The sequence below is a fragment of the Pseudanabaena sp. lw0831 genome (assembly GCF_016584665.1).
In the GTDB taxonomy this organism is placed as follows: Bacteria; Cyanobacteriota; Cyanobacteriia; order Pseudanabaenales; family Pseudanabaenaceae; genus Pseudanabaena.
The window spans coordinates 1-8,247 of the sequence record NZ_BBJB01000079.1 but is presented as its reverse complement, the minus strand read 5'-3'; the positions used below and the strand labels follow the sequence as shown (position 1 = coordinate 8,247).

Below are 8,247 nucleotides of genomic sequence, written 5' to 3'. Positions count from 1 at the left end.
CGCTTCGCGCCGCAACTCTCTTTTCGGTTAGCTTATTGCTTTGAGCGATAAATAAGAGTTGACATAGAGACTTAGAATTAGTTAGAGCAAAGTACTGCCGATTTCGCTAACCATTAATCCCAACATGAGGGGAATCTGTGAAGATTAGTAAAGCTATCATTGCCTATAAGTCGGGCAGTCAAATTGGCAAAATATGGGCTGAGCGCTGTAGTAATGAGTTAGAAGCACTTGGAGTTAAGGTCTTGATAGGTCCAACGGGAGCAACTGATAATCCTTATCCCGTATTTCTCGAATCGATGCACCAACAAATCGATCTTGCGGTTGTATTAGGCGGGGATGGCGCAACCTTGGGCGCGGCTAGATATTTAGCAAAACTTGAGGTTCCGATTTTGGCGATTAATGTCGGGGGACATTTAGGATTTCTCACCCATTCAATTGAGGAATGTGAAAATACCGTCGAAATCTGGGAACGCCTTTTGTCCGATCGCTTTGCGATCGAGAGACGCATGATGCTAGAAGCAAAAGTTGTTACAGTGGATGAAGGCTTAGGGACTAGACTCGGTCAACCCTGTGGCCCATTTTTATGTCTCAATGAGATGTGCGTCAAGCCAGCTTCGCCCGATCGCATGGTCACTGCAGCTCTAGAACTAGAAATCGATGGCGAGGTAGTCGATCAATATCACGGTGATGGGTTAATTGTGGCAACACCGACAGGCTCGACTTCCTACACTGTGGCGGCGAATGGGCCAATTGTGCATTCGGGAATGCACGCGATCGCAATTACCCCGATTTGTCCGTTGAGCTTATCGAGTCGAGCGATCGTGATTCCACCCAAATTAACAGTAAGCATCTGGCCGCTTTCGACTGATGACTTTAGTCTAAAGCTATGGACAGATGGAGTCATAGCTACGTCAATTTTCCCTGGGCAGAGAGTGGACATCCAAATGTCAGAGTATCAAGCCCAATTTATTGTCTTGCGAGAAGAGTATTCATACTATCAGGCGTTACGCCAAAAGCTTCTATGGACAGGTGCAAGAGTTCGCTATCCCAATCAATATAGAAACTAAAAGAGGGCGCAAAGCGCCCTCTTTTAGTTTGCAAACAATAAAAAAGGGTTGCGAAGCAACCCTTTTTTATTGTTTGGTTAGTCACGAAATGCGATTCGACCAGTTTTCGGTAAGCTAAAAGCAAGAAAGGAAAATAAATACAACATATAAACAATTCCCCCCACTGCACCGACAAAGGCTAAGTTCTCGACAGGGACACCATTATGAAATGTGGTGCTAAAACTTAGCGGTGGCTCGAACCAAATTTTGCAAATGTCGCTCAATTGCTCAGCATTCATAAAGGCACAGTTAGCAAATATTAACCGAAATACCACGCTTAGAGAGCAATAAACCGTTGTAGCCCAACGCCATCCCAAATAAATTGGTTTAAGGCTTTTCTTTGAAGCGTCAATATCTTCATTTAAATCTTGCCAAAACCAGAGCGCAAGCACGATTAAAACCGCCGCCACAATGCCAGATATATAAGATATGCCTAAACTACCGATCGCTAAATAAATAGTAATCAATACCAGACTAGCAACACGCCAATACAAAAGTAGCGATCGCTTGATTGCTTCACTGCCACTCCGCAAAGCCCAGATTAATAGGCCGAAGGGTATTAAAACAATAAACAGCAGAGCTAATCGATAGTCTAGCCATACAAGTTGACGAATAAGGGTTGCATCCATAAAAGCAAAAATTTCTGACCAGATATTCCAATTTATGTTACTATACTAACTTGCAATAAATGAGCTTAAATAAGTAGCTACATTTGTTCCAAAAATTCTATAAAACATCGCAACAAAAATAGCGAGATTCAAACTTATTGGTTTAAATCTCGCTACAAATGGGCTTAACGAAACATCTATGTTGCTGTTTTTAGCTTCTCAAAGAAGTATTTTTTTCACATCAGCTAAATAGCTTAAACAAAAACAAAGGGAGCGCTGAGAGTTCCCTTTGTTTTTTGTTTGCAAACTACAAAATTTTATTTCTTCCATTGCTTTCATACCCACCACAAATCAGAATATAAAACCCATTGCGGGGATTTGCCCTGCGACCCTTCTTGTGGCGGGGTTACTCGAACACTGCTGTAACTAGAATTGAGGAAACCCTGTAATTAATAAATCTCTAGCTGCCACAGCCTCAACTGGTTTAGAGAAGAAATATCCTTGACAGAAATCGCACTTTAATTCTCGAATCTGATCTAGCTGGTCTTGAGTTTCAACGCCTTCTGCGATCGTCAACATACCCAGACTCTTAGCCAGTGCAATAATCGCCTTAATAATCTCGGTGTTTTTACCATTTTTGCCAATTCTCATGACAAAGGAGCGATCGATTTTGAGATGGTTAATTGGGATGCGATGCAGATAACTCAGAGAAGAATAACCAGTACCAAAATCATCAATGCTTAATTGAATGTGGCGATCGCGTAATTGAGAGATAATTTTGCCAGCAAATTCGGCATTCTCCATAATGTCACTTTCTGTGATTTCTAGTATTAAGGAACTGCCATCAATTCCTACTTCTTGAAGAACATTATCAATCTGCTTGAGCAAGTCAAAGCTTATAAAATGCTTTACAGAGAGATTGACACTCACTGTTAAAGACTCGTTGGCAACACCTTCATCTCGCCAATTACGCAATTGCTGACAGGCTTGGCGTAATACAAATAAATCAATCGCCATTACCAATGCCGTTTCTTCAGCGATCGGGATAAACTTATTGGGAGCAATTAAATTTTTCCCTGGATGATTCCATCGAACTAGCGCCTCAAAAGAGCTGATTTGGTTAGTATCTAAACTAATGATTGGCTGATAATAAGCCACGAGTTCATTGCGCTCTAAGGCATGTCTCAGCTCGGATTCTAGCTGAAAGTTGTGGAGAGCACGGCTATGCATTGTTTGCTCAAATACTTGATAGCAAGCTTTTCCATTCGCTTTTGCTCGATACATTGCTGTGTCAGCATCCCGCAAAATATGTTCGGGTTGTTTGTAAATATCACTACCTATAGCAATGCCAATACTAACATTCGTAAATACTTGGTACTCGCCAATTTGAAATGGAGCGGCTAATTCTCGCAGAATATCGTTAGCGATTTTGATTGCGTCAGAGTTCTTTTCGATATCTGGTAATAAGATGGCAAACTCATCTCCCCCTAAACGGCAGAGTATTGTACCAGGGCGCACACAAAGTTCAATTCTTTTGGAGATCGAAACTAATAGCTGATCACCAACTAAATGCCCTAAAGAGTCGTTAACAGCTTGAAAGCGATCGCAGTCTAAAAACAAAACCGCAAAAAGATAGCCTGCTTTTTGGCTAACTTGTTGGAGTAATTGCTCCAAGCGTTTCATAAACCAAGTTCGATTTGGTAACCCCGTAAGCACATCATGCAAAGCCAGATGCAATAGTCGCTCTTGAACTTGCAATCGTTCGGCAATTTCCTGTTCCAATTGAGCGGTTCTTTGGCGTACACGCTGTTCGAGTTCAGAATTTAGTTGGCTAATTTCTTTTTGGGCTGCGCGTAAACTTAAATGGGTTTGAATACGGGCTAAAACTTCTTCTAATTGAAATGGTTTAGTAATGTAGTCCACTCCCCCAACACTAAAAGCTTTCACTTTATCTAATACTTCATCTAAAGCACTCAAGAAAATTACAGGAATATCACAGGTTTGCTCGTTTGCTTTTAGTCTCTGACAAACTTCATAGCCATCAATATTTGGCATCATAATATCTAACAAGATTAGATCTGGCTTGGCAGCTTGGGCTACAGTCAGAGCCATTAAGCCTTCAGTGACACTACGGACTTTATAGCCTTGCTCTGTCAAAGTCGTCGATAAAAAGCGCAAGTTATTTGGCATATCATCGACTATTAATATATCGCCACTATAATTTCTAGTCATTATTTATTCGTATCCATATGGCGATCATTTAACTATTGGTCACAAGCCTGATGCGTCGAATCCATGATTTGATTGTAGCAAAAATTATCGACAAGACTGATTAAAGCATGAATTAAACTAGCATTATTTTCTGGAATTGATTTGATCAATTCAGTAATTAAGTCATTGTCAGCTAGCATTGCAGCTTGATGGAGTTCCTTAATCCAACTATCAGGCATTTGTGACAAATAGATTTTGAGATTGGCTTCTAAGGTTTCCAGATCATCTGCCGCACTGTCAGTGAGACGACGATTACTCTCATCCTCGTACAAATAAGTTACACCTAGATACTCAGCCAATTTGTCAAAAATAAGTGCTTCCCGAAAAGGCTTACGCACAAAATCATCACAACCTGCGGAAAGGATTATTGTTCTTTCTTCTTCCAAGGCGCTGGCAGTTAAGGCAATAATTACGGTTGCTTGGCCCTTTAAATGGGATTTAATTTGACGAGTAGCTTCATATCCATCCATAATTGGCATTCGCATATCCATCCAGATTAGGTGAGGCTCCCATTCATTCCAAATAGAGATCGCCTCAGCACCATTTTCGGCTTCACGGACTTGGAAACCCACAGCTTCTAGAATTTTGACTAATAAATGCCGACTTTCCCAGCGATCCTCTACAACGAGGATGCGATATTCTGGCTGGTCGGGCGCTAAACCGATGATGTAGCGATCGCTGGTTTGCCTTAATGGGACAGGAGATACTGACACATCCACTGGAAGATCAACTCGAAAGATACTGCCTTCACCTAACCGACTACTGACTGAAATATGCCCTCCCATGAATTGAGCAAACTTAAGGCTGATAGGTAATCCTAGTCCAGTTCCTTCCGCAGATTTCCTACCTAAGTCCGTCTGTTCAAATGCTTCAAATATTTTCTCTAAATAATTGGCTGGAATACCTGCGCCAGTATCTTCTATTGTAAATTTTAAGATGGTTGGGGGTTTCTCTTGGGGCTGAGATGACAACTGAAAATCTGATTCTAACGATTTAGTTACGCCATTAATTACATCAATAGATAGAACTATTGAGCCTTGATTGGTAAATTTGATCGCATTACTCAATAAATTTATTAAGATTTGGCGAAGTTTTCCTTCGTCTGTGTTAATCCATTGTGGGACTTTAGGCGATCTCTTAAAAATCAGTTGTAACGCTTTGTCACTGACCTTAAGGCGAAACATTTTTTCCAACGTATCGAGAAGGTGATACAGATCAAAACTAGTGATGTTTAGGGTAATGCGTCCTGATTCAATTTTGGACATATCTAAAACATCATTGATAAGTTCTAATAAATGTTCGCCACTGTCATGGATGATTTTGAGATAAGAGCGATGATTGTCTTTCAGGGAGCTATCACGCACCATTAGTTGCGCAAATCCCAAAATTGCATTTAATGGTGTCCGCAGTTCATGACTCATACTTGCCAAAAATTGACCTTTGGCAAAACTAGCTGCCTCGGCAGCTAGTTTTGCTTGATTGAGTTGCTGCTCGACTTGTTTGCTTTCTGTAATATCACGGACGACCCAAACCACTGTCTCAGTATCAATGGGAGAAATGCTGGCATTCCACCAAAATCCTTGTTCGGTGGAGGCAAGATAATATTCAAGATTTAGAGTTTGCTGGGTTTCTAAAACCTGTTGCACATAACTAACAAATAATTCGGCTTGTTCGGGAGAAAACACTTCAGATGGGAGTTTGCCAATTACTTCACTAGGATCTTGCCAAACAGATTTTCTTCGCGTTTTAGGGATTTTGAGAATACGTCCTAAACGATCTCGTACCAAGATCACTTCATCCATCGCCGCAAATAAAGCCTTCATCTCGGCATTAGCAACTCTGAGCCTTTCTTCTGACTGTTTATTGTCTATACCGATCGCGATCGCATTCGCAATCAAATCTATGGTCTGAATATCCGTATCTAAATGTGACAGAGAAATCATCAGGATTACGCCGATGACATTACCCTTGACGATTAGAGGATGCCCCACTAACGAAACAATACCTTTTTCCTTTAGCCACAACTGATCGGGTTCACTTAAATCCGCCAAAATTTGATCGGTCAAAAGTGGCTGGAACATTCCTTGAGTAATCGACCAAATTTGGTCTTTTTTAATTAGATTACAGAGGCGATCGCCATCTGATTTGTTATAGTTTCCCGCACTGACTTGTAAATTCAAATCATTGCCAAAAGCATTGATAGTCCAAATTTGAGCAAAGGAAACATTCATATGTCGCCATAGAGATTCGACAAAGGCTTGCAGAACTTCTTCTAATGTGGATAGTTTTGTCGATGCAGAGCCAATTTCCGCCATTAAAATTGATAAATGCACGCGTTCTAAAAGCTCAGCTTCGACTTGTTTGCGATCGGTAATATCAAAGATTGCCCCATCTAGCCACAATAATTGATCGTTCTCAGTGAACGCTCCTTGACCTTTTTCATACAACCAGCGAACATCGCCTTGTGCATCAATAATTCGATATTCTAAAACAAAAGGTTCTTGACAAGCCAAACTTTCCCAAATAATCCTTTCTACCATATCTTGATCTTCAGGATGAATAATACTTGACCAACTGCGAACTTGATTAGCAATAAAGTCCTCAGATGGATAGCCAGTTAGCGCCTCAACAGCACCACCAATAAATACTATCGTCCAATCGCAATCTCCACCTACACTTCGATAAACAATTCCTGAAAGATTAGAAACTAGACTGCTAAATCTCGCTTCAGACATTTGCAGCTCTGCCATCCGCTCAACAATTCGCAATTCGAGAGACTGATTAGCGCTCTCTAGTTCATTAAAAGATTGCTTTAATTGAGATGCCATCCGATTAAAGGATTGGGAGAGTAGATTCAGTTCATCAATTTCTGCTGATGGAACTTCCCGATCTAACTCACCATTTGCTAAAGCTTGACTCGCTAAAGTTAAGCGCCGCAATGATTTGTTGATATATTGAGTGGTGAAAACACCTAAGGCGATCGCTCCTACTAATGATAGACAAGTAATCAAAATCGTCGTTTTCCGCTTTGCCTCAAGTTGTTCTGTAAAGTCAGTCTCAGGCATCACCACGGCGATTAACCAGTTAATCCCATATTCATCTCGATAGGGCATTACTTTGAGAAATATATTCCTCCCCTCAATCGAAAACTTTAAGTTCTGCTCGGTGTTGATTTTCTCCAAGCTACCAACTTGCTGCTCTAGAGACCCAGTCGCCTCCCGAATCATGGGTTGCCGAATATCTTTTACTAGCAATCTCTGTATTTTTTTGCGATCGCTGTCAACTTCATAGGGCTTTTCCGCAGCCGAGCTAGCTACCAATAAGCCTGAAGGTTCAAAAATAAAAGCTTCTCCAGATTTCCCAATTTGCAATTCACCCAAAAACCTACTGATATTTCCTAATGAGAGATCAGCACCCAAAACTCCTATTCTTTCACCATTAGAACTATATACAGGCATACTAGCCGTTATAACTTGCTCAGGCAAAGTGGAATCTTGATAAATAGGACTCCAGATCGGTTTATTGGTTTGCAAAGCCACCTGATACCAAGGGCGTTGACGAGCATCATAGAATTCGGGTTTCCCTTTAAGTCCGACCCGATTTCCTTGTGAATCTAGACTGTAATAGTAGCGCTGAAGACCATCAATATTAATCGCTAATTGAAGAGATTGTACTGAATTTTTTTCTTTGCTCAGGCGGGTAACACCGATAAATTCTCCAGCTTGCTCGCCTCCATAATAGATCCAGCAAACTGTGGGGAAATTCTGAATCTGATGCCAAAGATAGCTCTCACTAGCTCGACCTTGTTTTTTTAATATTCCTTGTCGCACTGCGTCAGCATTAATTTTATTAATTAAGTGAGGAGTAATCAAATATGAAGTGAGTTTCTGTTTAATGCGATCGCTAATTTCATTTTGCAGTTGTCCGACTAAATTAGCGATGGTTTCCTGCTCACTCCGCCAAGACAGCCAAGCCATTAATCCTGATATACCACCGATCAAGATCACAAACTGACCAATCAGAATAAATTTAAGTGATGGTTTTCGAGATTTGCGAGGGTTGGAGGGTAATAGGCGATCGCTCATAGAACTATTTCTGCTGACAGCTCCCATATAGTTGCAGCTATTTTACCCAAACCTCGCAAGGCAGAGACAATTCGTCGATAAAGCTGTTAGCAAACAAACCAAGAACTCAAGTTCTTGGCTATAGCAACGTAAGAGATAGCTAGGACAAATCAAAACCCAAAAGATGAGTGGCGGCGC

Annotated in this window: 4 protein-coding genes; 1 reads left to right on the top strand and 3 read right to left on the bottom strand. The window is 41.0% G+C overall.

Annotated elements, in window-relative coordinates; all coding sequences use genetic code 11:
* Positions 1–137 precede the first annotated feature (137 nt).
* On the top strand, positions 138–1,067 hold the full coding sequence (locus tag APA_RS16900; protein WP_201323425.1) for an NAD(+) kinase: 930 nt from the start codon (positions 138–140) through the stop codon (positions 1,065–1,067).
* A gap of 77 nt (positions 1,068–1,144) precedes the next feature.
* Here the strand turns inward: APA_RS16900 and APA_RS16895 are convergent, their stop codons facing one another.
* The 3 genes from APA_RS16895 to APA_RS16885 form a co-directional block, all read right to left on the bottom strand.
* Positions 1,145–1,735 carry a DUF3177 family protein gene (locus APA_RS16895; RefSeq protein ID WP_201323424.1) on the bottom strand — a complete coding sequence of 197 codons (591 nt, stop codon included), beginning with the start codon at positions 1,733–1,735 and terminating at the stop codon, positions 1,145–1,147.
* Positions 1,736–2,140: 405 nt separating this feature from the next.
* The gene (locus tag APA_RS16890) at positions 2,141–3,946 is read right to left on the bottom strand and encodes a GGDEF domain-containing response regulator (protein WP_201323423.1); all 1,806 of its coding nucleotides are present in this window, start codon (positions 3,944–3,946) and stop codon (positions 2,141–2,143) included.
* 32 nt (positions 3,947–3,978) lie between these two features.
* The gene (locus tag APA_RS16885) at positions 3,979–8,097 is read right to left on the bottom strand and encodes a cache domain-containing protein (RefSeq protein ID WP_201323422.1); all 4,119 of its coding nucleotides are present in this window, start codon (positions 8,095–8,097) and stop codon (positions 3,979–3,981) included.
* Between the last annotated feature and the right edge of the window lie 150 nt (positions 8,098–8,247).

What these genes read in the sequence shown, in the direction of transcription:
- APA_RS16895 (WP_201323424.1), bottom strand. Translation starts at nt 1,735, where the DNA reads ATGGATGCAACCCTTATTCGTCAACTTGTATGGCTAGACTATCGATTA.
- APA_RS16890 (WP_201323423.1), bottom strand. Translation starts at nt 3,946, where the DNA reads ATGACTAGAAATTATAGTGGCGATATATTAATAGTCGATGATATGCCA.
- APA_RS16885 (WP_201323422.1), bottom strand. Translation starts at nt 8,097, where the DNA reads ATGGGAGCTGTCAGCAGAAATAGTTCTATGAGCGATCGCCTATTACCC.